The organism is Streptomyces aurantiacus, from assembly GCF_001418335.1.
GTDB classification, from domain to species: domain Bacteria; phylum Actinomycetota; class Actinomycetes; order Streptomycetales; family Streptomycetaceae; genus Streptomyces; species Streptomyces aurantiacus.
In genome coordinates this window covers 1-24,203 of sequence record NZ_LIPP01000403.1, presented here as the reverse complement: position 1 = coordinate 24,203, position 24,203 = coordinate 1, and the positions used below count along the sequence as shown (strand labels likewise).

At 73.3% G+C, this 24,203-nt stretch carries 19 protein-coding genes and 1 riboswitch; of the genes, 8 read left to right on the top strand and 11 right to left on the bottom strand.

Annotation, left to right across the window (positions count from 1 at the left end; translation table 11 throughout):
• Positions 1 to 31: 31 nt before the first annotated feature.
• Genes AOK01_RS36810 through AOK01_RS36800 form a run of 3 tightly spaced genes read right to left on the bottom strand, consistent with a single transcriptional unit; the run spans position 32 to position 3,044 of the window.
• The gene (locus AOK01_RS36810) at positions 32 to 553 is read right to left on the bottom strand and encodes a copper chaperone PCu(A)C (protein ID WP_055519450.1); all 522 of its coding nucleotides are present in this window, start codon (positions 551 to 553) and stop codon (positions 32 to 34) included.
• On the bottom strand, positions 550 to 2,823 hold the full coding sequence (locus AOK01_RS36805) for a heavy metal translocating P-type ATPase (protein WP_055519447.1): 2,274 nt from the start codon (positions 2,821 to 2,823) through the stop codon (positions 550 to 552). The genes AOK01_RS36810 and AOK01_RS36805 overlap by 4 nt, the downstream gene beginning before the upstream one ends.
• Positions 2,823 to 3,044 (bottom strand): hypothetical protein, encoded by a 222-nt coding sequence (locus AOK01_RS36800; protein ID WP_055519446.1) that lies wholly within the window; start codon positions 3,042 to 3,044, stop codon positions 2,823 to 2,825. Before AOK01_RS36800 ends, AOK01_RS36805 begins: the two co-directional genes overlap by 1 nt.
• A gap of 327 nt (positions 3,045 to 3,371) precedes the next feature.
• Here AOK01_RS36800 and AOK01_RS36795 point away from each other — a divergent pair, with 327 nt between their 5' ends.
• The 3 genes from AOK01_RS36795 to meaB are packed head-to-tail and all read left to right on the top strand — an operon-like array spanning position 3,372 to position 8,340.
• Positions 3,372 to 5,180 (top strand): methylmalonyl-CoA mutase subunit beta, encoded by a 1,809-nt coding sequence (locus AOK01_RS36795; protein ID WP_055519444.1) that lies wholly within the window; start codon positions 3,372 to 3,374, stop codon positions 5,178 to 5,180.
• The gene (gene scpA / locus AOK01_RS36790) at positions 5,180 to 7,354 is read left to right on the top strand and encodes a methylmalonyl-CoA mutase (RefSeq protein WP_055519440.1); all 2,175 of its coding nucleotides are present in this window, start codon (positions 5,180 to 5,182) and stop codon (positions 7,352 to 7,354) included. The genes AOK01_RS36795 and scpA overlap by 1 nt, the downstream gene beginning before the upstream one ends.
• Positions 7,351 to 8,340: a methylmalonyl Co-A mutase-associated GTPase MeaB gene (gene meaB, locus AOK01_RS36785; RefSeq protein ID WP_055519438.1), complete on the top strand. Its 990-nt coding sequence runs from the start codon at positions 7,351 to 7,353 to the stop codon at positions 8,338 to 8,340. The genes scpA and meaB overlap by 4 nt, the downstream gene beginning before the upstream one ends.
• 75 nt (positions 8,341 to 8,415) lie before the next feature.
• On the opposite strand, the gene AOK01_RS36780 is transcribed toward meaB, so the two are convergent.
• Positions 8,416 to 8,745, bottom strand: a complete 330-nt coding sequence (locus AOK01_RS36780; protein WP_055519436.1) for a hypothetical protein — start codon at positions 8,743 to 8,745, stop codon at positions 8,416 to 8,418.
• Positions 8,746 to 9,017: 272 nt separating this feature from the next.
• Here AOK01_RS36780 and AOK01_RS36775 point away from each other — a divergent pair, with 272 nt between their 5' ends.
• A complete protein-coding gene (locus tag AOK01_RS36775) occupies positions 9,018 to 9,260 on the top strand; it encodes a hypothetical protein (protein ID WP_157871643.1) in 243 nt (80 codons plus the stop codon).
• Between the two features lie 33 nt (positions 9,261 to 9,293).
• Here the strand turns inward: AOK01_RS36775 and AOK01_RS36770 are convergent, their stop codons facing one another.
• Positions 9,294 to 9,935, bottom strand: coding sequence for a superoxide dismutase (locus tag AOK01_RS36770; protein WP_055519432.1), 642 nt, complete (start codon positions 9,933 to 9,935; stop codon positions 9,294 to 9,296).
• Between the two features lie 151 nt (positions 9,936 to 10,086).
• Positions 10,087 to 13,680, bottom strand: coding sequence for a cobaltochelatase subunit CobN (locus AOK01_RS36765; protein ID WP_055519430.1), 3,594 nt, complete (start codon positions 13,678 to 13,680; stop codon positions 10,087 to 10,089).
• Positions 13,681 to 13,781: 101 nt separating this feature from the next.
• Positions 13,782 to 13,856, bottom strand: a riboswitch (cobalamin riboswitch).
• Between the two features lie 101 nt (positions 13,857 to 13,957).
• On the opposite strand from AOK01_RS36765, the gene cobG reads away from it, so the two are divergent.
• From cobG to AOK01_RS36750, 3 genes are read left to right on the top strand one after another with little or no spacing between them, the layout of a single operon-like run.
• Entirely contained in the window at positions 13,958 to 15,256 is a 1,299-nt protein-coding gene (gene cobG / locus AOK01_RS36760) for a precorrin-3B synthase (RefSeq protein ID WP_055519428.1), read from the top strand.
• A 53-nt stretch (positions 15,257 to 15,309) separates the two neighbouring features.
• Positions 15,310 to 15,942: a precorrin-8X methylmutase gene (locus AOK01_RS36755; RefSeq protein WP_055519467.1), complete on the top strand. Its 633-nt coding sequence runs from the start codon at positions 15,310 to 15,312 to the stop codon at positions 15,940 to 15,942.
• 2 nt (positions 15,943 to 15,944) lie between these two features.
• Positions 15,945 to 17,426 carry a precorrin-2 C(20)-methyltransferase gene (locus AOK01_RS36750; protein ID WP_055519427.1) on the top strand — a complete coding sequence of 494 codons (1,482 nt, stop codon included), beginning with the start codon at positions 15,945 to 15,947 and terminating at the stop codon, positions 17,424 to 17,426.
• A gap of 396 nt (positions 17,427 to 17,822) precedes the next feature.
• On the opposite strand, the gene AOK01_RS36745 is transcribed toward AOK01_RS36750, so the two are convergent.
• From AOK01_RS36745 to AOK01_RS36735, 3 genes are all read right to left on the bottom strand, one after another.
• Positions 17,823 to 18,761 (bottom strand): sigma-70 family RNA polymerase sigma factor, encoded by a 939-nt coding sequence (locus AOK01_RS36745; protein ID WP_055519425.1) that lies wholly within the window; start codon positions 18,759 to 18,761, stop codon positions 17,823 to 17,825.
• Between the two features lie 10 nt (positions 18,762 to 18,771).
• Positions 18,772 to 20,031, bottom strand: a complete 1,260-nt coding sequence (locus AOK01_RS36740; RefSeq protein ID WP_055519423.1) for an NAD(P)/FAD-dependent oxidoreductase — start codon at positions 20,029 to 20,031, stop codon at positions 18,772 to 18,774.
• 133 nt (positions 20,032 to 20,164) lie between these two features.
• Positions 20,165 to 20,902 (bottom strand): cobalt-precorrin-6A reductase, encoded by a 738-nt coding sequence (locus AOK01_RS36735; RefSeq protein WP_055519421.1) that lies wholly within the window; start codon positions 20,900 to 20,902, stop codon positions 20,165 to 20,167.
• Between the two features lie 18 nt (positions 20,903 to 20,920).
• Here AOK01_RS36735 and AOK01_RS36730 point away from each other — a divergent pair, with 18 nt between their 5' ends.
• Complete coding sequence (locus tag AOK01_RS36730) at positions 20,921 to 22,099, top strand: cobalt-precorrin-5B (C(1))-methyltransferase (protein WP_055519419.1); 1,179 nt, start codon at positions 20,921 to 20,923, stop codon at positions 22,097 to 22,099.
• 61 nt (positions 22,100 to 22,160) lie between these two features.
• On the opposite strand, the gene cobM is transcribed toward AOK01_RS36730, so the two are convergent.
• Together cobM and AOK01_RS36720 are read right to left on the bottom strand one after the other, a co-directional pair.
• The gene (gene cobM / locus AOK01_RS36725; RefSeq protein WP_055519417.1) at positions 22,161 to 22,910 is read right to left on the bottom strand and encodes a precorrin-4 C(11)-methyltransferase; all 750 of its coding nucleotides are present in this window, start codon (positions 22,908 to 22,910) and stop codon (positions 22,161 to 22,163) included.
• Positions 22,907 to 24,166 (bottom strand): bifunctional cobalt-precorrin-7 (C(5))-methyltransferase/cobalt-precorrin-6B (C(15))-methyltransferase, encoded by a 1,260-nt coding sequence (locus AOK01_RS36720; protein ID WP_055519415.1) that lies wholly within the window; start codon positions 24,164 to 24,166, stop codon positions 22,907 to 22,909. The genes cobM and AOK01_RS36720 overlap by 4 nt, the downstream gene beginning before the upstream one ends.
• Positions 24,167 to 24,203 lie beyond the last annotated feature (37 nt).

Here is a 24,203-nt window from a genome sequence, read left to right as displayed (position 1 = left end):
CCACACAGCCTGGCCGGTGGCCCGGAGGACATCAAGTACCGCCCTGGCCCGGTCGGTCCACGACCGCGGAGCTGCTCACGGTCCCGCTGCGCTCGAAGTGCAGGGTGAACGTGAGGAGGTCACCGATCTGCCAGTCCGCGTTCGCGGGCACGATCACGTCGACGCTGTCCGGGGACATGGCGATGCTGTCGCCGGCCGGGACCGGCACCGAGGTCACCGTCCGCCCGGTGGCCGAGCTCGCGCCGGTCATGCGATGACTGCTGAGGCTGGGCGCACCGTCGACCTGGGCGGACGTCACCTTCAGCAGCCGGTCCCCCGAGCCTCCGCTGTTGGTGATCCGGAAGAAGGCCGCCGTCTCCGGGGTGTCACCGGTGGGCAGGAACACCCGCCCGCCGGTGACCGCGATACTCGCCGGGCTGCCCGCGTTCCCCTGCACGGTCCACGTGCTCAGGCCGCCGAGCGCGAGGGCGCACCCGGCGACGGGCGCGAGCGCGGCGAGCAGGGACTCGGTGAGCCGGCGGCGCGTCGGCCGCCAGAGTGCCTGGTCGGTCATCGGGTGGGCCTCCGGCCCGTGGGCGAGGGCTGCCAGCCGCGCAGGCGCAGGCTGTTGGCGACGACCAGCACCGAGCTGGCCGACATGGCCGCCGCGGCGAGCATCGGGTTGAGCAGGCCGACCATGGCGAGCGGCACGGTGACGACGTTGTAGCCGAAGGCCCATACGAGGTTGACGCGGATGGTGCTCAGGGTGCGCCGGGCGAGCAGGATCGCGTCCGCGAGGGCCTCGATGTCGCCGCGTACGAGCGTGACGTCGGCGGCCCCGATGGCCACGTCGGTGCCGCTGCCCATGGCGATGCCCAGGTCGGCACCGGCCAGCGCGGCGGCGTCGTTCACGCCGTCGCCGACGACCGCGACCCGGAACCCCTGTTCCTGGAGGTCCAGTACGAGTTCGGCCTTGTCCTCGGGCGTGCGGCGGGCATGCACCTCGTCGATCCGCAGGGCGGACGCGACGGCCCGGGCGGGCGCCTCGCGGTCGCCGGTCGCGAGCACGGGGCGCACACCGAGGCGCCGCAGTCGTTCGACGGCCCGATAGCTGCCGGGCCGTACGACGTCGCCGATCTCGATCAGGGCTTCGGCCGTGCCGTCCACCCAGACCGTGACGGGCGTACGGGCGGCGGCTTCGGCCGCCGCCAGGGCGTCCGCGAGGGCGGCGGGCACCTCGTCGTCCGGTGCGAGTACTTCGACGAGCCGGCCCTCGACCCGGCCGCGCACGCCCCGCCCGGGCAGAGCGTGGAACTCGTCCACTTCCGGCAGTTGCCGGTCCGGCAGCTCCCGCCGGGCGTAGGCGGCGACGGCCCGCCCGAGCGGATGTTCCGAGCCCTGCTCGACGGCTCCCGCCAGCCGCAGCACCGCGTCCCGGCCGAGTCCGTCCGGTACGGCGGTGACCGCGGCGACGCTCATGTGGCCTGAGGTGAGCGTGCCGGTCTTGTCCAGGACGACGGCGTCGACGTGCTGCAACCCCTCCAGGGCCTGGGGACCGGTGACCAGGACGCCCAGTTGGGCGCCCCGCCCGGTCGCGGCCATCAGCGCGGTCGGGGTCGCGAGGCCCAGCGCGCACGGGCAGGCCACGACCAGGACAGCCACGCACGCGGTGACGGCCGCCTGCGCGTCGGCACCGGCGCCCAGCCAGAATCCGAGGGCGGTCACGGCCAGGGCCAGTACCACGGGCACGAAGAGTCCGGCGACCGTGTCGGCAAGGCGCTGGGCCCGCGCCTTGCCGGCCTGCGCGTCGGTGACCAGCCGGGTGATGCGGGCCAGCTGCGTGTCCGCACCGACCGCCGTGGCCCGTACGAGCAGCAGCCCGCCGGCGTTGACGGCCCCGCCGACCACGGCCGAACCGGGCCCGACCTCGACCGGCTCGGTCTCACCGGTGACGAGCGACAGGTCCACCGCGGAACTGCCCTCCGCCACCTCTCCGTCGGTGGCGACCCGCTCCCCCGGCCGCACGACGAACACCTGGCCGGTCCGCAACTCCTCGATGCGGATGAGCCGTTCGGCCCCGTTCTCGCGTACCGCGACCTCCTTGGCCGCGAGCCGGGCCAGCGACCGCAGCGCCGCCCCGGTCCCGCGCCTGGCCCGCGCCTCCAGGAAGCGGCCCGCCAGGACGAACAGCGGTACGGCGACGACCGCTTCGAGGTAGAGGTGCACGGTGCCGTCCGAGACGGACGGCACGAGGGTGAACGGCATCCGCATCCAGGGATCGCCGGCTCCTCCGAAGAAGAGCGCGTACGCCGACCAGGAGAAGGAGGCGACCACGCCCAGCGACACCAGGGTGTCCATGGTGGCCGTGGAGTGCCGCAGTCCGCGTACCGCACGGATGTGGAAGGGCCAGGAGCTCCAGACGGCGACCGGCGCGGTGAGGGCGAAGCACAGCCACTGCCAGTTGCGGAACTGGAGCGCGGGTGCCATCGACAGGACCAGCACAGGCAGCGCGAGCAGGGCGGTGACGACCAGCCGGTCACGCTCCGCCCGTACGTCGTCGGACTCGTCGCCGTCCGCCGCCGCCCGCTCCGCGTCCTTGGGGGCCTTGGGCGGTGCGGGTACGGCGGCCGTGTAGCCGGCCTTCTCCACGGTCGCGACCAGTTCATCGGGTCCGACGTCCGCCGGATGGGTAACGCGGGCCATCCCCGTGGCCAGGTTGACGGTCGCCGTGACCCCGTCCAGCTTGCCCAGCTTCTTCTCGACACGGTTCACGCAGGCCGCGCAGGTCATCCCGCCGACGGTCAGATCGGTGGTGACCAGGGTGACCACCGGCTGCGCGCTCATCAGCGATCCCCCTCATGCGTACCGCCCATGTCTCCCATGTCGCCGCCCCCTCCGCCTCCACCGCCACCGCCGCTGCCGCTCGTGCCGGTGCCGTGCATGCCGGGCGCGACCGGTCCGGCGGCGGCTCCGGCGGCGTAGGAGCCCGTGAACATCAGGGCCAGCAGCAGGAGGAAGCCGCAGAGGGCGGGCGGCGGTGCCAGGTTCCGCAGCAGCGCGACCACACCGGTCGCACCGGTCCCACCGGGCTCAGGCGATACAGCAGTTGCAGCAGTTGCAGCAGTTGCAGCGGATACAGCAGATACAGGGGCTTGCCGGGGCTCGTCCATCAACCGCGTCTCCAGGTCACGTCGTACGACGTCGCTCGGATCGCGCCGTACCGACTCAGTAGTCGGACCGGCCGCGGACCGAGTTCCTTGGTGCGCGTGTGGCTCACGTCACACGCTCCGCGGCCGGGGCGACCGGTGAGGCAGAGATCACCGAGGTCGCGAGGGCAAGGTCACAGGCCTCGCCTCTGCTGCGGCTTTAGGAATCTGCCCTAGCATCCGAGCATGACGGTCCTGCCCAACGACGGGCTCCCGCTGGCCGCCGAGTTCCCTTCCGCGACACATGAACAGTGGCGACGCCTGGTGGCGGGCGTGCTGAGCAAGTCGGGCAGGGAGGTCTCGGACGAGACGGCGGAGGCTGCCCTGTCCACCGCGCTGGAGGACGGGCTCACCACCCGCCCCCTCTACACGGCGCACGACGACGCACCCGATCCCGGTCTCCCCGGTTTCCCGCCCTTCGTACGAGGCGGCCGGCCCGACGGAAACACCGCGGGCGGCTGGGGCGTACGCCAGCGGCACACGACGGCCGACGGCGCCGCGGTGCTCGCGGACCTGGAGAACGGCGTCACCTCGCTCTGGCTGGTCGCCGGCGAGGGCGGTTTCCCCGTGTCGTCCCTCGCCCGGGTCCTCGACGGCGTCCACCTCGACCTGGCCCCCGTCGTCCTCGACGCGGGACGCGACGCCGAGCCCGCCGCACGGGAGCTGCTGCGGCTGTACGAGGAGCGGGGCGTCGCCAAGGACGCGGTACGCGGCGGTCTCGGCGCGGACCCGCTGGCCCACGAGGCGCGTACGGGCGAGGCGTTGGACTTCGCCCCGGCCGCCGGTCTCGCCCGGCGGTGCGCCGAGGAGTACCCGGGGCTGCGGGCGCTGACCGTGGACGCCCTGCCGTACCACGAGGCGGGCGGCTCGGCCGCGCAGGAGCTGGGCGCCTCCCTGGCGACCGGCGTCGCCTACCTGCGGGAGCTGACCGGGGCGGGGCTCTCCGTCGAGCGGGCCTGCGGGCAGCTGGAGTTCCGGTACGCGGCGACCGCCGACCAGTTCCTGACCGTCGCCAAGCTGCGCGCCGCCCGCCGGCTGTGGGCGCGGGTGGCCGAGGTGTGCGGGGCGCCGGCCGCCGGAGCACAGGCGCAGCACGCCGTGACCTCGCCGGTGATGATGTCGCGCCGCGATCCATGGGTGAACATGCTGCGCACGACCGTCGCCACGCTCGCCGCCGGGGTCGGCGGCGCCGACGCGGTCACCGTGCTCCCCTTCGACCACGCACTCGGGCTGCCGGACGCCTTCGCGCGCCGGATCGCCCGCAACACCTCGACGATCCTGGTCGAGGAGTCACACCTGGCCCGGGTGATCGACCCGGCGGGCGGCTCCTGGTACGTGGAGCGGCTCACCGACGAACTGGCCCACGCGGGCTGGGAGTTCTTCCAGCACATCGAGGGCCTCGGCGGTCAGGCGACCGCCCTGCGCTCGGGCCGTCTCGGCCAGGATCTGGCGAACACCTGGGAGGCCCGCAGCGCGAAGCTCGCGAAGCGGCGCGAACCCATCACGGGGGTCAGCGAGTTCCCGAACCTCACCGAGCCTGCCGTGGAGCGCGAGCCCGCGCCCGGGCCGCCGTCCGGCGGGCTCCCGAGGGTGCGCCGCGACGAGGCGTACGAGGTCCTGCGGGCCCGCTCCGACGCACACCTCGCCGCCACCGGGACCCGGCCGCGCGTCTACCTGGCCACCAGCGGCCCCGCCGCCGCCCACAGCGCCAGGACCGCCTTCGTCTCGAACCTCTTCCTGGCCGGCGGCATCGAGCCCGTCACCGACGGTTCCTTCGAGGACAGCGGAGCCACCGAGGCCTGCCTGTGCTCCAGCGACGCGCTGTACGAGGAGCAGGCCGCGAGCACGGCCCGGGCCCTCAGGGCGGCAGGCGCCCGACAGGTGTTCCTGGCCGGCCGCCCCGGGAAGTACCCGGATGTCGACGCGTACGTCTTCGCGGGCTGCGACGCCGTCGCCGTGCTCTCCGCCACCCTCGACCGCATGGGAGTGTCCTGATGGGAATCCCCGACTTCACCGGGATCGAGCTGGGGACCCCGACCGCCGCGGGCGACCCCGACGACTGGCGTACGGCGGTCAAGAACGCGACCGGCCGCGACGAGGCGTTCTGGGAGACTCCGGAGGGCATCGCGGTCAAGCCCCTGTACACCGGGCGTGACCTGGAGGGCCTGGACTTCCTGGGGACCTACCCGGGCGTCGCGCCGTACCTGCGGGGCCCGTACCCCACGATGTACGTCAACCAGCCCTGGACGATCCGCCAGTACGCGGGCTTCTCGACGGCCGAGGAGTCCAACGCCTTCTACCGGCGCAACCTCGCCGCCGGCCAGAAGGGTCTGTCGGTCGCCTTCGACCTGCCCACCCACCGCGGCTACGACAGCGACCACCCGCGGGTGACGGGTGACGTCGGCATGGCGGGCGTGGCCATCGACTCGATCCTCGACATGCGTCAGCTGTTCGACGGCATCCCGCTCGACAGGATGTCCGTCTCGATGACGATGAACGGCGCCGTGCTGCCCGTGCTCGCGCTGTACATCGTGGCGGCGGAGGAGCAGGGCGTACCGCCGGAGAAGCTGGCCGGGACCATCCAGAACGACATCCTCAAGGAGTTCATGGTCCGCAACACCTACATCTATCCGCCGAAGCCGTCGATGCGGATCATCTCCGACATCTTCGCGTACACGTCTCAGCGGATGCCCCGCTACAACTCCATCTCCATCTCCGGCTATCACATCCAGGAGGCGGGCGCGACGGCCGACCTGGAGCTGGCGTACACGCTCGCGGACGGCGTCGAGTACCTCCGGGCGGGCCGCGAAGTGGGCCTGGACGTGGACGCGTTCGCGCCGCGACTGTCCTTCTTCTGGGCGATCGGCATGAACTTCTTCATGGAGATCGCCAAGCTGCGGGCGGCGCGCCTGCTGTGGGCGAAGCTGGTCCGGCAGTTCGACCCGCAGAACCCCAAGTCCCTTTCCCTGCGCACCCATTCGCAGACCTCCGGCTGGTCGCTGACCGCGCAGGACGTGTTCAACAACGTGACGCGGACGTGTGTGGAGGCGATGGCCGCGACCCAGGGCCACACCCAGTCGCTGCACACCAACGCCCTCGACGAGGCGCTCGCCCTGCCCACCGACTTCTCGGCGCGCATCGCCCGCAACACGCAGCTGCTGATCCAGCAGGAGTCGGGCACGACCCGTGTCATCGACCCGTGGGGCGGCAGCGCGTACGTCGAGAAGCTCACGTACGACCTCGCGCGCCGGGCCTGGCAGCACATCGAGGAGGTCGAGGCGGCGGGCGGCATGGCCAAGGCCATCGACGCCGGCATCCCCAAGCTGCGCATCGAGGAGGCCGCGGCCCGCACCCAGGCCCGGATCGACTCGGGACGCCAGCCGGTGATCGGCGTCAACAAGTACCGCGTGGAGACCGACGAGAAGATCGACGTCCTCAGCGTCGACAACTCGTCCGTGCGCACGCAGCAGATCGAGAAGCTGCGGCGGCTGCGGGCGGAGCGCGACGAGCGGGCGTGTCAGGACTCGTTGGACGCCCTGACCCGGGCGGCCGGGGGCGAGGGCAACCTGCTGGACCTTGCGGTGCGCGCGGCCCGCGCCAAGGCCACCGTCGGGGAGATCTCGGACGCGCTGGAGAAGGTGTACGGGCGGCACGCGGGCCAGATCCGTACGATCGCCGGTGTGTACCGCAACGAAGCAGGCGAGTCCCCGTCCGTGGACCGCACCCGGGCGCTCGTCGACTCCTTCGAGGAGGCCGAGGGCCGCCGCCCGCGCATCCTGGTCGCCAAGATGGGCCAGGACGGTCACGACCGCGGCCAGAAGGTGATCGCCACGGCCTTCGCCGACCTCGGCTTCGACGTCGACGTGGGCCCGCTGTTCCAGACGCCGGGCGAGGTGGCCCGCCAGGCGGTGGAGGCGGACGTGCACATCGTGGGCGTCTCGTCGCTGGCCGCCGGGCACCTCACGCTCGTACCGGCGCTGCGGGAGGAACTGGCGGCGGAGGGCCGCGAGGACATCATGGTCGTCGTCGGCGGGGTGATCCCGCCGCAGGACGTGCCGACCCTGCTGCAGATGGGCGCGGCGGCCGTGTTCCCGCCCGGGACGGTGATCCCGGACGCGGCGTACGACCTCGTCCGGCGGCTCTCGACCGGCCTCGGGCACGACCTGTGATCGAACTCGACACCTATGTCAAGGGCGTGCTCGACGGGAAGCGGGCGCTCGTCGCACGCGCCATCACCCTCGTCGAGTCCACCCGGCCCCAGCACCGGGCGCGGGCGCAGGAGTTGCTCACCGCGCTGCTCCCGCACAGCGGGCGGGCCCGGCGGATCGGCGTCAGCGGTGTCCCCGGGGTCGGCAAGTCGACGTTCATCGACGCGTTCGGCACCATGCTCACGGCCCTCGGACACCGGGTGGCGGTACTCGCCGTGGACCCGTCCTCCAGCCGTACGGGCGGCTCGATCCTGGGCGACAAGACCCGTATGGAGCGGCTGGCCGTGGACCCCGCGGCCTTCATCCGCCCCTCCCCCACCGCCGGCACCCTCGGCGGGGTCGCCAAGGCGACCCGCGAGTCGATCGTCGTCATGGAGGCCGCGGGCTACGACGTGGTGCTGGTGGAGACGGTCGGTGTCGGCCAGTCGGAGACCGCGGTCGCGAACATGGTCGACTCGTTCCTGCTGCTGACGCTGGCCCGCACCGGGGACCAGCTCCAGGGCATCAAGAAGGGCGTCCTGGAACTGGCGGACGTGATCGCCGTCAACAAGGCGGACGGCCCCCACGAGCGCGACGCGCGGGCCGCCGCACGGGAACTGGCGGGCGCCCTACGGCTGATGCACGGCAAGGACGCGGCCTGGACCCCGCCGGTGCTGAGCTGCAGCGCCCGCGACTCGGCCGGTCTCGACACCGTGTGGGACCGCCTCGAACAGCACCGCACGCTCCTCGACTCGACCGGCCGGCTCGCCGCGAAGCGACGCGACCAGCAGGTGGACTGGACCTGGACGATGGTCCGCGACGAGCTGCTCGGCCGCCTGCACGCCGATCCCGGCGTACGCGCCCTCGCACCCGCACTCGAACAGCAGGTACGCAACGGCGAGTTGACGTCCACGCTGGCCGCCGAGCGGATTCTGCGGACGTTCGGGGACACGGACGCGGGGCGCTGAGCCTGCGCCCGGGACGCTGAGCCTGCGGCGGGGCGGCCTTCCCGATCAGTGGTGGGTCAGGACGCGATCAGGGGGTCACGACGCGCTGTCCCGTACGTCGAGGTGGGCCCACGGGTCGTCGACCTGCTGCACTCCGGCCGCTTCTTCCTCGGCTGCCGCTTCGGCGGCAGCCGCCTGCGCCCGCTTGGAGAACGCCACGGCCCGGCGGGCCTTGGCTATCACCTCGTCGTGGTCCCAGCCGAACGTTGCGGCATCGAGCCGGGCGTTGAAAGCGGTCAGCACCTCGGGGTTGATCACCGCGAGCGCGGCGCGCAGCTCGGCGAGTGTCTGCGGTCCCTCGGCGAACTCGAACTCGTACGGGTCCGAGGATGCCTCTGAGCTCGGCTCGTGTGGTAGCGCGGACATGTGTGTGACCTCCGGTCGTGATGGTTCCCACGGTACGCGGTGGAGGTGGCGGCCGTGCACGGAGGACCGCACTCCGTGGGCCGCCGGGCCGCTGCCGGGTCACTGCCGGGTCGGCGAGGGTATGCCAGAGCCGTTTGCCAGGGCTTTTTGCCCGGCATCGGGCCCGCCACGACCCGATGACGACCGCATCACGATGGACCGCGCGGGCGTAGCCGCTCACGCGGCCCCTCGTTGAACGTGCCATGACGACGTGCGACGAGGAGGGGCCTTCGGTGGTCTTCGCACAAGTACCGGGCGCGTCCTGGCCGGGCGACGAGGGCGACTGCCGCTGGTGCAGCATCCTCCTCGGCCCCGGATCCGCCGCGGGCCCCGCCGCGGCGGAACGTGCACCGGAAAGGCGTACCGAGCACCGCGCGGAGGGCTCCCGCACCTGGCTGGAGCGGACCCGCCTGGTGATACTTCCGGTGGCCGCGATCACGGTGTTGGCGGCGCTGGTACTGGTGGCCCTGCGCTGACCGGGCGCCGCCACTGCCTACGACGTCACGGCGTCACGGCGCGAGGAGCAGGCCCTCGCCGCGTTCCTTGGCGGCGGCGAAGCGCTTGGCCACGTCCTGCCAGTTGACGACGGCCCACATGGCGTCGATGAAGTCGACCTTCTGGTTCTTGTACTGGAGGTAGAAGGCGTGCTCCCAGGCGTCGAAGACCAGGATCGGGGTCGAGCCCTGGCCGACGTTGCCCTGGTGGTCGTAGACCTGCTCGACGATCAGCCGGCCGCTGAGCGGCTCGTAGGCGAGGACGCCCCAGCCCGAACCCTGCGTGGTCGCGGACGCCTTGGTGAGCTGCGCCTTGAACTTGGCGAAGGAGCCGAAGGACTCGGCGATCGCGTCCGCGAGTTCGCCGACGCCGTCCTTGTCGAGGGGTTCGCCGCCGCCGTCGCCGGTCATGTTGTGCCAGTAGACGGAGTGCAGGATGTGGCCCGAGAGATGGAAGGCCAGGTTCTTCTCCAGGCCGTTGACCGAGCCCCACGCCTCCTTGTCGCGTGCCTCCGCGAGTTGCTCAAGCGTGTCGTTCGCGCCCTTCACGTAGGCCGCGTGGTGCTTGTCGTGGTGCAGCTCGACGATCTGGGGGTTGATGACCGGTTCGAGCTCCGCGTAGTCGTACGGAAGCTCCGGGAGGGTGTACACCGCCATGTCCGACATCCTTCGGCCTTGTTATTGCAACTGATGTGCAGTTGCACGCTATCAGCAGGAGTCGGGCGCCGACGATCATCGCGGCAAGGACAAGGACAACGACAAGGGCCGGAGGGTCACCCCTCCGGCCCTTGTCTGAACGGACTCCGGCTCAGTCCTCGCCCTCCAGATCCCCCTCCGTCTCCAGGTACACCTGGCGCAGCGCCTCAAGGACCGCCGGGTCCGGCTTCTCCCACATGCCGCGGGACTCCGCCTCAAGGAGCCGCTCGGCGATGCCGTGCAGGGCCCAGGGGTTGGCCTGCTGGAGGAACTCGCGGTTGGTGGGATCCAGGACGTAGGTCTCGGTGAGCTTGTCGTACATCCAGTCGGCGATCACGCCCGTGGTGGCGTCGTAGCCGAAGAGGTAGTCGACGGTGGCGGCGAGTTCGAAGGCGCCCTTGTAGCCGTGGCGGCGCATCGCCTCGATCCACCGGGGATTGACCACGCGGGCGCGGAAGACGCGGGAGGTCTCCTCGACGAGGGTGCGGGTGCGGACCGTCTCGGGGCGGGTGGAGTCGCCGATGTACGCCTCGGGGGCGGTGCCGCGCAGCGCACGGACCGTGGCGACCATGCCGCCGTGGTACTGGAAGTAGTCGTCCGAGTCCGCGATGTCGTGCTCGCGGGTGTCCGTGTTCTTGGCGGCGACCGCGATGCGCTTGTACGCGGTCTCCATCTCGTCCCGGGCCGGACGTCCGTCGAGTTCACGGCCGTAGGCGTAGCCGCCCCACACCGTGTAGACCTCGGCGAGGTCGGCGTCGGTGCGCCAGTCGCGGGAGTCGATGAGCTGGAGCAGCCCGGCCCCGTACGTACCGGGGCGGGAGCCGAAGATACGGGTGGTGGCGCGGCGTTCGTCGCCGTGTTCGGCCAGGTCGGCCTGGGTGTGGGCGCGTACGAAATTGGCCTCGGCCGGTTCGTCGAGGGAGGCGGCCAGGCGTACGGCGTCGTCGAGCAGGCCGATCGTGTGCGGGAAGGCGTCGCGGAAGAAGCCCGAGATGCGCAGCGTCACGTCGATACGGGGGCGGCCCAACTCCTCGTACGGGACGGCCTCCAGGCCCGTCACCCGGCGTGAGGCGTCGTCCCAGACGGGGCGGACGCCGAGCAGGGCGAGGGCCTCGGCCACGTCGTCGCCCGCCGTGCGCATCGCGCTCGTGCCCCACAGGGAGAGGCCGACGGAGGTGGGCCAGTCGCCGTTGTCGGTGCGGTAGCGCTCCAGGAGGGAGTCGGCGAGGGCCTGGCCGGTCTCCCAGGCGAGGCGGGAGGGGACGGCCTTGGGGTCGACCGAGTAGAAGTTGCGTCCGGTCGGCAGGACGTTGACCAGGCCGCGCAGCGGTGATCCGGAGGGGCCCGCGGGGACGAAGCCGCCGTTCAGGGCGTGGACGGTGTGGTCGAGTTCGGCGGTGGTCCCGGCGAGGCGCGGGACGACCTCGCGGGCGGCGAACTCCAGGATGGCGGCGACCTGTTCGCCCTGGTCGGTGGGGACGGCGGCCGGGTCCCAGCCGGCGTCGTCCATCGCCTGGACCAGGACGCGGGCCCGCGCCTCGACCTCGTCGGCGGTGGTGCGGGTCGCGGCCGACTCGTCCAAGCCGAGGGCCTCGCGCAGGCCGGGCAGGGCGGCGGCGCCGCCCCAGATCTGGCGGGCGCGGAGGATGGCGAGGACGAGGTTGACCCGGTCGGCGCCCTGCGGCGGGTTGCCGAGGACGTGCAGGCCGTCGCGGATCTGGGCGTCCTTGATCTCGCACAGCCAGCCGTCGACATGGAGCAGGAAGTCGTCGAAGCCGTCGTCCTCGGGCCGGTCCTCCAGGCCGAGGTCGTGGTCGAGCTTCGCGGCCTGGATGAGGGTCCAGATCTGGGCGCGGATCGCGGGCAGCTTCGCCGGGTCCATGGCGGCGATCTGGGCGTGCTCGTCGAGCAGTTGCTCCAGACGCGCGATGTCTCCGTAGGACTCCGCGCGGGCCATCGGCGGGACCAGGTGGTCGACGAGCGTGGCGTGGACGCGGCGCTTGGCCTGGGTGCCCTCGCCCGGGTCGTTCACGAGGAACGGATAGACGAGCGGCAGGTCACCGAGGGCGGCGTCGGGGCCGCAGGCGGCGGACAGTCCCGCGTTCTTGCCGGGCAGCCACTCCAGGTTGCCGTGCTTGCCGAGGTGGATCATCGCGTCGGCCCCGAAGCCCCCGTCCGCGTGCGCGGCGGCGATCCAGCGGTAGGCGGCGAGGTAGTGGTGCGACGGGGGCAGATCGGGGTCGTGGTAGATCGCGATCGGGTGCTCGCCGAAGCCGCGCGGCGGCTGGATGAGGATCAGCAGGTTCCCGCGGCGCAGGGCCGCGAGCACGATGTCGCCCTCCGGGTTGCGGCTGCGGTCGACGAACATCTCGCCGGGCGCCGGGCCCCAGTGCGCCTCGACGGCGGTGCGCAGGGAGGCGGGCAGGGTCGCGTACCAGCGCTTGTAGTCGGCGGCCGGGATACGGACCGGGTTGCGGGCCAGCTGCTCCTCGGTGAGCCAGTCCTGGTCGTGGCCGCCCGCCTCGATCAGCGCGCGGATCAGTTCGTCGCCGTCGCCCGAGACCAGTCCGGGGATGTCCTCCACGGGCCCGAAGTCGTAGCCCTCGTCGAGGAGTCGGCGCAGGATGGCGACGGCGCTGGCGGGGGTGTCGAGCCCGACGGCGTTCCCGATCCGGGAGTGCTTCGTCGGGTACGCGGACAGCACCAGGGCCAGCCGCTTCTCGGCGGCCGGGAGGTGCCTGAGCCGCGCGTGGCGTACGGCGATGCCGGCCACCCGGGCCGCCCGCTCGGGGTCGGCGACGTACGCCGGGAGCCCGTCCTTGTCGATCTCCTTGAAGGAGAACGGCACGGTGATCAGGCGCCCGTCGAACTCCGGGACCGCGATCTGGCTCGCCGCGTCCAGCGGGGAGACACCCTCGTCGCTGTCCTCCCAGGCGGTCCGCGAGCCGGTCAGGCACAGGGCCTGAAGGATCGGGATGTCCAGCCCGGTGAGGGCGCCGGCGTCCCAGGACTCGTCGTCGCCGCCCGCGGACGCCTCGGCGGGCCTGGTGCCGCCTGCCGCGAGGACGGTGGTGACGATCGCGTCGGCCGCCCGCAACTCCTCGATCAGCTCCGGCTCGGGGGCGCGCAGGGAGGCCACGTACAGGGGGAGCGCGCGTCCGCCGGCGTCCTCGACGGCGTCGCACAGCGTGCCGATGAACGCCGTGTTGCCGCTCATGTGGTGGGCCCGGTAGTAGAGCACCGCGATGGTCGGCCCCTCGGCGCCCTCGCGGGACGTGCGCTCCAGCGGACCCCAGGTCGGGGCGGGAGCGGGGGCGTCGAAGCCGTGGCCGGTCAGCAGGACCGTGTCGGAGAGGAAGCGGGCGAGCTGGCCGAGGTTGGCCGGGCCGCCGTGGGCGAGGTAGGCGTGGGCCTCGGCGGCGATGCCGATGGGCACGGTGGAGGCGGCCATCAACTGGGCGTCGGGGGCCTGTTCGCCGGTGAGGACGACGACCGGGCGGCCGTCGGCGAGCAGCAGGCCGAGGCCGTCCTCCCAGGCGCGCAGGCCACCGAGGAGGCGTACGACGATCAGCTCGACGCCGTCCAGGAGGGCGGGGAGGTCGTCGACGGCGAGGCGGGCCGGGTTGCCGAAGCGGTAGGGCACCGGGCCGTCGGCCGCGCGTGCGCTGAGCAGGTCGGTGTCGGACGTCGACAGCAGAAGAATCATGTGGCGTCGGGCCTTCCTCGGGGTCCGCGCCCCGGGCGGTGTCGGAATGGGTTCTCCCCGCGCTCGCGAAGTCGAAGGCGAACTCGTGAGCTGGGGAAAGGGAGTTCCTGGCTCACCCGGCCCCTCAGGCCGGGCTCACAGTGGCGGGACCGCGCCGGCATCGCACCGGCTTCCTCCCCTGTCGCCGTCGTGGCGGTGGCGGATCGGATGATCCACCGAGAGAGATAGTAAGGCGCGGGGGGCAAGGGCGGGGCATACAGGCTGCGGGAACGTAGGTATGCTCGCCGCCATGTCCACGGCTGCCTTCCGTCCATCGCCCCAGGCCACAGCGGTCTCGCGGGATCGCGGTGACGCCTGCCCGGGGACGCTGCGGCTGCACGCGGCGGACGACGGGGCGCTGGCTCGGGTCCGGATTCCCGGCGGTGTGCTGACCGTCCGCCAGGCAGAGGTGCTCGCCGAGGCGGCGCGGCGGCTGGGGGACGGTGAGTTGCATCTCACCTCACGCGGCAACGTACAGATGCGCGGGCTGGGGGACGGCTGCGGAGCCGAGCTGGCCGAGCTGCTGACCGCCGCCGGGCTGCTCCCCTCCCGCGGGCACGAGCGCATACGCAACATCGTGGCCTCTCCGCTGTCCGGTCTCGACGGGCGGGGGCTGCGGGACGTACGGCCCTGGCTGGCGGCTCTCGACGCCGCGCTGTGCGCGAGCGAGGCGGCGCGGGCGCTGTCGGGGCGGTTCCTGTTCGCGCTGGACGACGGGCGCGGGGATCTGGCCGGGCTCGAAGCCGACGTGACGGTACGGGCGACGGCGGACGGCGGCGCGCAGCTCGCGCTCGGACCGGCCGGCCGGGCGCTCCATGTGTCGGCAAAGGACGCGCCGCCGGCCGCTCTGGCGGCGGCGGAGGCGTTTCTGGAAGCCGAGCGGGCCGACGGTACACGCGCCTGGCGGGTGGCCGAGCTGGCGCTCGGGGACGGCGAGTTGACCGCGGCGGTCGGTCGCCGTCTGACGGCGGAGGGCATCGGCCACGAGCGGCAGGCGCGGGAGACCGGCCGCACGGACGGCCCGTTGCCGGGAGCGGTCGGGGACGCCCTGTCCGTGCACGTGCCGCTGGGCCGCCTCTCGGCTCCGCAGTGGCGGGAGTTGACGCGGGTCGCCACCGGTGAGCTGCGGCTGACCCCGTGGCGCGGTGTGGTTCTTCCCACTCCGGGAACGACCGCGGCGCGACGGACCGAGTCGCTGGCCCGCCTCGCCGCCGTCGGCCTCGTCACCGATCCCGACTCGCCCTGGCTGCGCGTCGGGGCCTGCATCGGCCGGCCCGGCTGCGCCAAGTCGCGGGCCGACGTACGGGCGGACGCGACCGCCACGCTCGGCGCGGTCCACCACCGGGGCGGCCTTCCTCTGTACTGGTCCGGATGCGAGCGCCGCTGCGGGCACCCTCGGGGCGAGCGGATCGATGTCGTCGCCGCCCCGGAGGGGGGTTACCGGCTGTCCGTCGTCGCACCCGGACACGACGAAGCGCGCACGGTCCCGCTGGACGACCCTTCCCGTCTCGCCGCCGCCCTGGCGGAGATCACATGAACCTGAGCCCGAACCCGAGCCGTACGACGACCGAGAGCAGTGAGAAGAACACCGTGACCACGTACGACTACGAGAAGGACGGCGCGGCCATCTACCGCCGGTCCTTCGCCACCATCCGCGCGGAGGCGGACCTCGCGGCACTGCCGGCCGACGTCAGCCAGGTCGCCGTACGGATGATCCACGCCTGCGGAATGGTCGACCTCGTACGCGACCTGGCCTACACGCCGGACGTGGTCTCCCGGGCCCGGGAGGCGCTGCGCGCGGGCGCGCCGATCCTCTGCGACGTCCAGATGGTGGCCTCCGGCGTGACCCGCAAGCGGCTGCCCGCCGGCAACGACGTGCTCTGCACGCTGTCGGACCCGGCCGTCCCTGAGCTGGCCGCGAAGCTCGGCACCACGCGCAGCGCCGCCGCCCTCGAACTGTGGCGTGACCGTCTTGAGGGTGCCGTGGTCGCCGTCGGCAACGCGCCCACCGCCCTCTTCCGCCTCCTGGAGATGATCGAGGAGGGGGCGCCCCGCCCCGCCGCCGTCATCGGCGTCCCGGTCGGCTTCGTCGGTGCCGCCGAGTCCAAGGACGCACTCGCCGCGCACCCGTCGGGTCTGGAACACCTGGTCGTACGCGGCCGTCGCGGGGGCAGCGCCATGGCCGCCTCCGCACTCAACGCGATCGCGAGCGAGGAAGAGTGAGCGTGAGCGGCAAGCTGTACGGGGTGGGGCTCGGCCCCGGCGACCCGTCCCTGATGACCGTACGGGCCGTCGAGGTCATCGCCGGCGCGGACGTGATCGCCTATCACAGTGCCCGGCACGGGCGGTCCATCGCCCGCTCGATCGCGGCCGGGCACATCCGCGCCGACCACATCGAGGAGCCGTTGGTCTATCCGCTGACGACGGAGACCACCGAGCATCCGGGCGGCTACCAGGGCGCCATGGACGAGTTCTACACCGAGGCGTCGGCCAGGCTCGCCGCGCATCTCGACGCGGGGCGTACGGTCGCGGTCCTCGCCGAGGGCGACCCGCTGTTCTACGGCTCCTACATGCACATGCACAAGCGGCTCGTCGACCGGTACGACACCGAGGTCGTGCCCGGTGTCACGTCCGTGTCCGCCGCCGCGGCCCGTCTGGGCACCCCGCTCGCCGAGGGCGAGGAGGTGCTGACCATCCTGCCGGGCACGCTGCCCGAGGAGGAGCTGGTCGCGCGGCTCGCCGCGACGGACGTGGCGGTGGTGATGAAGCTGGGGCGCACCTTCCCCAAGGTGCGGCGCGCGCTGGAGAGCGCGGGGCGCCTTGGCGAGGCCCGGTACGTCGAGCGGGCCACCATGAGCGGGGAACGGGTCGCCGAACTGGCCGACGTGGACGCGGAGTCGGTGCCGTACTTCTCGGTGGCCGTGCTGCCCAGCCAGGTCGACGCCGAGCGACCCGTGCGGGAGCGGGGTGAGGTGGTCGTGGTGGGAACCGGGCCCGCGGGCCCGCTGTGGCTGACCCCGGAGACCCGGGGCGCCCTCGCCGCCGCCGACGACCTGGTCGGCTACACCACCTACCTCGACCGGGTGCCTCGGCGTCCCGGGCAGCTCCGGCACGGCTCGGACAACCGGGTCGAGGCCGAGCGTGCCGAGTTCGCGCTCGAACTGGCCCAGCGGGGGCGGCGAGTGGCCGTGGTCTCCGGCGGCGACCCGGGCGTCTTCGCCATGGCGACCGCCGTGCTGGAGGCAGCCTCGCGGGCGGAGTACGCGGACGTCCCGGTGCGGGTGCTGCCGGGGGTGACCGCCGCCAACGCCGCCGCGGCCCGCGCGGGCGCCCCGCTCGGCCACGACTACGCCACCGTCTCCCTGTCCGACCGGCTCAAGCCGTGGGAGGTCATCGCGGAACGGCTGCACGCCGCCGCGGCGGCGGACCTGGTGCTGGCCCTCTACAACCCCGGTTCACGCAGCCGCACCTGGCAGGTGGGCAAGGCCCGCGAGCTGCTGCTTGAGCACCGGGCACCGGACACGCCCGTCGTGGTCGCGCGGGACGTGGGCGGCTCCGGCGAGCGCGTCCGCATCGTACGGCTGGCGGACCTGGACCCGGCCGAGGTCGACATGCGCACGATCCTGCTGGTGGGCTCCTCGCAGACCCGGACGGTACGGCGCGGGGACGGCGAGCAGATCGTCTGGACGCCGCGCCGGTATCCGTAAGGAGTGAGCGGGAACGGCGCCGCTCCGTAGAACGACGTGCCATGATCTGCGCGGCACTGACGACCGGCACGGACACGGAGTGATCACCGGTGCGATCGGGCCGATGGGCCCTCGGAGGCATGGCCGCGGTCGTGGTCGCGATGGCCGGGGTGGGCCAGTGGGTGCAGGCGCAGCGGCGCTATGTGGGGCGGCGACGTCAGGAGGCCGAGCGGCGGCGGGAGGAGGTGACCCGGCACGTCGCGGGTGATCCGGTCCGGGATACGCGCCCTGCTGGAGACCGGCGACGAGGTCGACGTCGTCGGCGAAACGGGCGACGGACGCCGGGCCGTCGACATGGCACGGGCCCTGCCCGACAGCGTGTAGATCGTCCCGACCGCGGTCTGCACGGTCCTGACGTCACCACTGGGCGATGACCGGCGCGTCGGGTTCGTGCCGCGGCCACATCGCGGTGAGGCGGGCGAGCCGCTCCGGGGCGGCGAAGCCGTGCAGCGCCGCCACCCTGCCGTCGCTGATCTCGAACGCCGCGGCGCCCACGATCCGGTCCCCGAGCACGGCGAGCACGGCGGGCCAGCCGTTGACCTGCCCGAGGTGGATGGTGGGCGAGCCGCCGACCAGCCGCCGCTTCGCGGGAGTGAACCTGAAGGCGGTCCGCATCATGGTGGCGACGCGCTCGGGCGTCTCGTAGCGCCACAGTGTCCTGGAGAGGCCGGCGCCGTCGGAGACCGCGGTCGCGTCGTCGGTGAGGAGCGCCACCAGCCGTTCGGTACGCCCCGAGGACGCGGCGGCGAGGAACTCCTCAAGGACCTTGCGCGCGGACGCCGGATCGACCTCACCGCCGCCGCGGCGCGCGGACGCGACCCGGCGCCGGGCCCGGTGGACGTGCTGCTGGCTCGCGGCCTCCGAGATGTCGAGGATGCCGGCGATCTCGGAGTGGGGACAGGAGAACGCCTCGCGCAGGACGTAGACGGCCCGTTCGACCGGTGAGAGTCGCTCCATCAGGGTCAGGACGGCGAGCGACACCGATTCGCGCTGCTCGAAGGTGTCGGCCGGGCCGAGCATCGGGTCGCCGTCGAGGAGCGGTTCGGGCATCCAGACGCCGGCCGCGCGTTCGCGGCGCACCGGTGCCGAGCGGAGCCGGTCCAGGCACAGGTTGGTGACGACCTTGGTCAGCCAGGCCTCCGGCACCTCGATCCGCTCCCGGTCGGCGGCGTGCCAGCGCAGGTACGCGTCCTGCACGATGTCCTCGGCGTCGGCCGCCGAACCGAGCAGACGGTACGCGAGCGAGGCCAGCCGTGCCCGGCCGGCCTCGAAGCGGTCAGCGACGATGCTCTCCATGGAGGCGACCTTATGCGGCGGCGTTCTCGGACGCGGTGGCGACGGCCGTAGTGGCGTCGGCCGCGGGGCCGGCAGCCGTCGTGGTGGCGGCGGTCGGACGGCGCTTGCGCTTCGGCATGCCGAAGGTCGGGTGCGAGGTGGCCCACAGACTGGTCGTGAGGATGCCGGCCTTGAGCCGCGCGGCCTTCCGGCCGCCCAGGAACCAGGATTTCGCCCGTGCGTCGCCGTCCACCATCTGAAAGATCGCGTCGTACCGCCCGAGGCTGATGTGGTTGCCGATGTAGGTCTTCTTGACGCTCGGCACCCGGCGGCCGGTCAGCCGCCCCACGATCGCGTCCGTCGCCTGCATGTTGGTCGATCCCGCCGAGGCGCAGGACATCGGCAGCGGCTGGCCGTTCACGCCGATCGCGTACGCGCTGTCGCCCGCGGCGTAGACGTCCGGGTGGGAGACCGAGCGCATGGTGTCGTCGACGACGATCCGGCCGTCCTCGGTGACCTGGAGACCGGCGGCGGCCGCCAGGGGGCCGACGGCGAACCCCGCCGTCCACACGGTCGCGTCGGCCGGGAAGGAGGTGCCGTCCGCACCGACCGCGTACGACTCCCCGACGGCTTCGATGCCGGTGTGCTCGTGGACGGTGACGCCCAGCCGGTCGAAGGCCTCCCGCAGGTGGAGCCGGGCCGCCGGGGAGAGCGAGGCTCCCAGCTCACCGCGGGCGGCGAGCGCCACCGAGAGACCGGGACGCGACTCGGCGAACTCGGCGGCGGTCTCGATGCCGGTCAGGCCCTCGCCGACGACCAGTACGGTGCCGCCTGCGCCCAGCCGGTCGAGCCTGTCGAGGCGGTCGCGCAGCCGCAGCGCCGACGGCCGTCCCGCGACGTCGAAGGCGTGCTCGGCCACCCCGGGGACATCGTGGTCGGCGACCCGGCTGCCGAGCGTGTACAGCAGCGTGTCGTACCCGAGTTCGTCATCGCCGTCCTCGCCGGTCACGGCGACGGTCCTGCGCTCCGGGTCCACCGCGGTGACGCGCGCCACGCGCAGCCGTACCCCGGTGCCCGCGAACACGTCGGCGAGCCGCCGGGTCGCGAGTTCCCGGCCCGCCGCGAGTTGGTGCATGCGCATCCGCTCGACGAAGACCGGCTCGGCGTTGACGACGGTGATCTCGGTGTCGGCGGGCGAGAGGCGACGGGCCAGGCTCCCGGCGGCGAAGGCTCCGGCGTAACCGGCGCCGAGGACGAGGATGCGGTGCTTGACGAGGACGCGGTGCTTCATGGTGTGGCTCCTGTCTGAATCGCTTGCCCCTTGAGCGGGACGGCGCGGCGATTCCTGACAGGAGCGGAGTGTGAGGTGGGTCACCCGGCCGATGCGGGTGACGTGCTGCGGGTGACGTGCTGCGGGCACGGCCTCAGTGGCGCTCCGCGACCCAGCGGGCCGCCGCCTCCGGATCGGCCACCACGGGGACGCCGTCGGGGGCCTGCGGCCGGCGGACCACGATCACCGGTAGTCCGGCCTCGCGCGCGGCGGTCAGCTTCGGCGCGGTGGCGGTGCCCCCGCTGTCCTTGGTCACGACGACGTCGACGCGGTGGCGGCGCAGCAGTTCCCGTTCGCCGTCGAGGTCGAAGGGGCCGCGGTCGAGCAGGATCTCCATGCGGGCCGGATGCGGGGGCTCGGGTGCGTCGACGGACCGTACGAGGAACCACAGCTCGTCCAGGTCCGCGAACGTGGCCAGGCCCATGCGTCCGGTGGTGAGGAACACCCGCCGCCCGAGGCCGGGCAGCAGCCGCGCGGCCTCCTCCAGCGAACCGGCCTCGTGCCATACGTCACCCTCGACCGGGACCCAGCCGGGGCGGCGCAGCGCGAGCAGGGGAACATGGGCCGAGGCGGCAGCGCTCGCCGCATGGAAACTGATCGTCCCGGCGAAGGGGTGGGTGGCGTCGATGAGGAGGTGCACCGCGTGCGCGCGCAGCCACGCGGCCATCCCCTCGGCCCCGCCGAAGCCGCCGACCCGGACCTCACCCGGGGGCAGCCGGGGGCTGGCGACCCGTCCGGCCAGGGAACTGGTCAGGGTCAGGCCGGGGGTACCGTGCAGTAGCCCGGCCAGCTGCCGTGCTTCCGTCGTTCCGCCGAGTATCAGTACGTGCATGGAGATCCGGGTCCGTTCATGAACAGCGAAGTGCAGGGTGTTGGCGACACGGGGCCCACGGCCGGCTCCGGCTCGCAGGGCGTGGGCGAGCCGAAGGGCGGCCGCGGCGCCCAACTCAAGCACACCGGGCTGCGGCCCGGCTGGACCACCGGCGCCTGCGCGACCGCCGCCACGACGGCCGCGTACACCGCGTTGCTGACCGGTGACTTTCCCGACCCCGTGAGTATCACGCTGCCCAAGGGACAGACGCCGTCGTTCGCGCTCGCGGCCGAGGAGTTGACGGACACGTACGCGATGGCGGGGATCGTGAAGGACGCGGGCGACGATCCGGACGTCACGCACGGGGCGCTGGTCCGGGCCACGGTGCGGCGGCTGCCGGCGGGGGCGGGGGTCGTGTTCAGGGCTGGCCCCGGGGTGGGCACGGTCACCCGTCCCGGTCTGCCGCTGCCCGTCGGCGAACCCGCCGTCAATCCGGTGCCGCGGCAGATGATGCGTGACCACGTCGCGCGCGTCGCCGGCCTGTACGGCGCGGCCGGTGACGTCGAGATCACCGTCTCCGTCGACCACGGCGAGGAGATCGCCCGCTCCACCTGGAACCCGCGGCTCGGCATCCTCGGCGGCCTGTCCATTCTCGGCACCACGGGCATCGTGGTGCCGTACTCCTGCTCGGCCTGGATCGACTCGATCAGGCGGGGCGTGGACGTGGCCCGGGCGGCGGGCCGTACGCATGTCGCCGGGTGCACCGGGTCGACGTCGGAGAAGACGGTCGTCGCCGAGTACGGGCTCCCCGAGGAGGCGCTGCTCGACATGGGCGACTTCGCGGGCGCGGTGCTGAAGTACGTGCGCCGGCATCCCGTCGACCGGCTGACCATCTGCGGCGGCTTCGCCAAGCTGTCCAAGCTGGCCGCGGGACACCTGGACCTGCACTCCGGCCGTTCCCAGGTCGACAAGGGATTCCTCGCGGAACTCGCCCGGCGCGGCGGAGCGGGCGAGTCGCTGGCCGCCGAGATCGCCGAGGCCAACACGGGCCTCGCCGCGCTCCAGTTGTGCATGGCGGCCGGTGTGCCGTTGGGCGGCCTGGTCGCGACGGCGGCCCGTGACGAGGCGCTGGCCGTGCTGCGGGGAGCGCCGGTCGCGGTCGACGTGATCTGCGTCGACCGGTCGGGCACCGTGGTGGGACGCAGCACGGTGGCCTGAGCGCGCACCTCAGTCGGCGGTGGGCACGACCGCGGGCACCCGTTCGACCGCGGGCACCCGTTCAGCAGGCATGGCGTTCGCGCTCCGCCGAGTACAGGTGGCTGTCGCGGAACTCCGCCGCACCCAGGGTCCGCCCGACCATGATCACGGCGGTCCGCTCCACGCCTGCCTCCTTCACCTTTCCGGCGATCTCGTCGAGCGTGCCGCGCAGGATCAGCTCCTCGGGACGGGAGGCGTGGGCGACGACCGCCACGGGGCAGTCGGCGCCGTAGTGCGGCAGCAGCTCCTCGACCACCCGGTCCACGTACTTGGCGGCGAGGTGCAGCACCATCAGCGCGCCGCTGCGGCCGAGGGTGGCCAGGTCCTCGCCCTCGGGCATGGCGGTGGCGCGGTGGGCGATCCGGGTGAGGATGACCGTCTGGCCGACGGTGGGCACGGTCAGCTCCCGCTTCAGGGAGGCGGCCGCGGCGGCGAAGGCGGGGACGCCGGGGACGACCTCGTACGGCACCCCGGCCGCGTCCAGCCGCCGCATCTGCTCGGCCACCGCGCTGAACACCGACGGGTCCCCGGAGTGCAGCCGGGCCACGTCGTGCCCCTCCTCGTGCGCGCGGACCGACTCGGCGGTGATCTCGTCCAGGTTGAGCTGCGCGGTGTCCACCAGGCGCGCGTCCGGCGGGCATTCGGCCAGCAGTTCGCGCGGGACCAGGCTGCCCGCGTACAGGCAGACGTGGCAGGCGGCGAGCGTGCGGGCGCCACGCACCGTGATCAGGTCGGCGGCGCCGGGCCCCGCGCCGATGAAGTACACGGTCATCTGTCTGCTCCAGAGAGGTCGGGGGTCTTCTGTACGGCCCACTGGGTCACCGGCATCGCCTGCCGCCACCCGGTGAAGCCGCCCACCGGCACGGCGTGCGCCACCGCGAGCCGCACCAGTTCGCCGCCGTGGCGCCGGTAGGCGTCGGCGAGCAGTGCCTCGGACTCCAGCGTCACGGTGTTGGCGACCAGCCGGCCACCGGCCGGCAGCGCCTCCCAGCACGCGTCGAGGAGGCCGGGCGCGGTGAGCCCGCCGCCGATGAACACGGCATCGGGCGGCGGGAGTTCGGCCAGGACGGCGGGCGCCGCGCCGGCGACGACCCGCAGCGCGGGCACGCCGAGCCGGTCGGCGTTGCGGGTGATGCGCCCGGCCCGCACCGGGTCGCGTTCGACGGTGACCGCCCGGCACGAGGGGTGCGTACGCATCCACTCGACGGCGATCGAGCCGGAGCCGCCGCCGATGTCCCACAGCAGCTCGCCGGGGGCGGGGGCGAGCGCGCCGAGTGTGGCGGCGCGGACGTGCCGCTTGGTGAGCTGCCCGTCGTGCTCGTACGCCTCGTCCGGCAGCCCCGGTACGGCGCCGAGCCGCGGGGCGTCCGGGGCGCGGCGGCACTCGACGGCGACGATGTTGAGGGGGTCGCCGGGCGGGTGCGACCAGTCGTCGGCGGTGACCTCGGCCGTCGTACGTTCCTTCGCGCCGCCGAGTTGTTCCAGCACCCGCATCCGGCTCGGTCCGAAGCCCCGGTCGCGCAGCAGGGCGGCGATCTCACCGGGTGTGCCGGCGTCGGCGCTGAGTACGAGGAGGTGCCGGCCCTCGTGCAGGGCGGCGGCGAGGCGGGCGGCGGGCCGGCCGACGAGCGAGACGACCTCGACGTCCTCCAGGGGCCGGCCGAGGCGCGCGGCGGCGTAGGAGACGGAGGAGGGATGCGGCAGGACGCGCAGGGCGCCGGGCCCGAGCACCTCGGTGAGGGCGCGTCCGATGCCGTAGAACATCGGGTCGCCGCTGGCCGGTACCGCGATCCGACGCCCTGCGTGCGACGCGAGGAGGCCGGGGACTGCGGGGCGCAGCGGCGAGGGCCAGGTGATGCGCTCTCCGGCGCACTCCGGTGGCAGCAGGTCCAGCTGGCGCGCCCCGGCGATCAGGACCTCGGCGTCGCGAAGTGCCGTGCGGGAGGGGCCGGGGAGGCCTTCCCAGCCGTCGGCCCCGATCCCGACGACGGTGACGGCGGGCGGCGGTCCGGGTCGTGCGGGGATCACTGCTCGGTACCTCGGAATTCGGGGGCGGGTCTCGGGA

Excerpts from the sequence above, each read along its gene's own strand:
- AOK01_RS36810 (WP_055519450.1), bottom strand. The coding sequence starts at position 553 with ATGACCGACCAGGCACTCTGGCGGCCGACGCGCCGCCGGCTCACCGAG.
- AOK01_RS36805 (WP_055519447.1), bottom strand. The coding sequence starts at position 2,823 with ATGAGCGCGCAGCCGGTGGTCACCCTGGTCACCACCGATCTGACCGTC.
- AOK01_RS36795 (WP_055519444.1), top strand. The coding sequence starts at position 3,372 with ATGACGGTCCTGCCCAACGACGGGCTCCCGCTGGCCGCCGAGTTCCCT.
- scpA (WP_055519440.1), top strand. The coding sequence starts at position 5,180 with ATGGGAATCCCCGACTTCACCGGGATCGAGCTGGGGACCCCGACCGCC.
- AOK01_RS36780 (WP_055519436.1), bottom strand. The coding sequence starts at position 8,745 with ATGTCCGCGCTACCACACGAGCCGAGCTCAGAGGCATCCTCGGACCCG.
- AOK01_RS36770 (WP_055519432.1), bottom strand. The coding sequence starts at position 9,935 with ATGGCGGTGTACACCCTCCCGGAGCTTCCGTACGACTACGCGGAGCTC.
- AOK01_RS36765 (WP_055519430.1), bottom strand. The coding sequence starts at position 13,680 with ATGATTCTTCTGCTGTCGACGTCCGACACCGACCTGCTCAGCGCACGC.
- cobG (WP_055519428.1), top strand. The coding sequence starts at position 13,958 with ATGCTCGCCGCCATGTCCACGGCTGCCTTCCGTCCATCGCCCCAGGCC.
- AOK01_RS36745 (WP_055519425.1), bottom strand. The coding sequence starts at position 18,761 with ATGGAGAGCATCGTCGCTGACCGCTTCGAGGCCGGCCGGGCACGGCTG.
- AOK01_RS36740 (WP_055519423.1), bottom strand. The coding sequence starts at position 20,031 with ATGAAGCACCGCGTCCTCGTCAAGCACCGCATCCTCGTCCTCGGCGCC.
- AOK01_RS36735 (WP_055519421.1), bottom strand. The coding sequence starts at position 20,902 with ATGCACGTACTGATACTCGGCGGAACGACGGAAGCACGGCAGCTGGCC.
- AOK01_RS36730 (WP_055519419.1), top strand. The coding sequence starts at position 20,921 with ATGAACAGCGAAGTGCAGGGTGTTGGCGACACGGGGCCCACGGCCGGC.
- cobM (WP_055519417.1), bottom strand. The coding sequence starts at position 22,910 with ATGACCGTGTACTTCATCGGCGCGGGGCCCGGCGCCGCCGACCTGATC.